Origin of the sequence: Cellulomonas telluris (assembly GCF_004886325.1) — a bacterium.
GTDB classification, from domain to species: domain Bacteria; phylum Actinomycetota; class Actinomycetes; order Actinomycetales; family Cellulomonadaceae; genus Cellulomonas; species Cellulomonas telluris.
On sequence record NZ_QXFN01000035.1, the window covers coordinates 1 to 633 of the forward strand.

At 69.8% G+C, this 633-nt stretch carries 1 protein-coding gene; it reads right to left on the reverse strand.

Features of this window, described 5'->3' with window-relative positions; genetic code table 11:
* The coding region (locus FB586_RS18600; RefSeq protein ID WP_187697895.1) for a BCCT family transporter at positions 1–633 on the reverse strand (633 nt) is incomplete at both ends.

The window sequence follows — 633 nt, forward strand, 5'->3', positions numbered from 1 at the left end:
GGAAGAACACCAGCAGGACGGCGGCGACGGCGTTGGCGTTGGAGAGCAGCTGCACGCCCTTCTCGATGCCGGTGACCGCCGAGAGCACGAAGCAGAGGGTCAGGACGCCGATCACGGCGACCGTGAGCCAGTCGGACCTGCCCGAGCCGAAGACGTCGTCGAGCCCGCCGGTGATCTGCAGGGCGCCGAGGCCGAGCGACGTGGCGGACCCGAAGAGGGTCGCGAAGATCGCAATGACGTCGATCGCCTTGCCGGCGCCGCCCTTCTCGCGACCCCTGAGCAGCGGGCCGAAGGCGCCGGAGACGAGGTTGCCGGCCCCCTTGCGGTAGGCGAAGTAGCCGATCGCGAGGCCGATGACGGCGTACATGGCCCACGGGTGGAAGCCCCAGTGGAAGAAGGCGTACTCCATCGCGACCCGCGCGCTGTCGGGGGTGGACGGGTCGCCGCGGCCGGGCGGGATGCTCGAGGCGTCCGTGGCCGTGAGGTAGGTCAGCGGCTCGGCGACACCCCAGAACATCAGGCCGATGCCCATGCCCGTGGCGAACATCATCGAGACCCACGAGAACGTCGAGAACTCCGGCTCGGAGTCGTCGGGACCGAGCCGGATGTTGCCGTAGCGCGTCACGGCGAGGA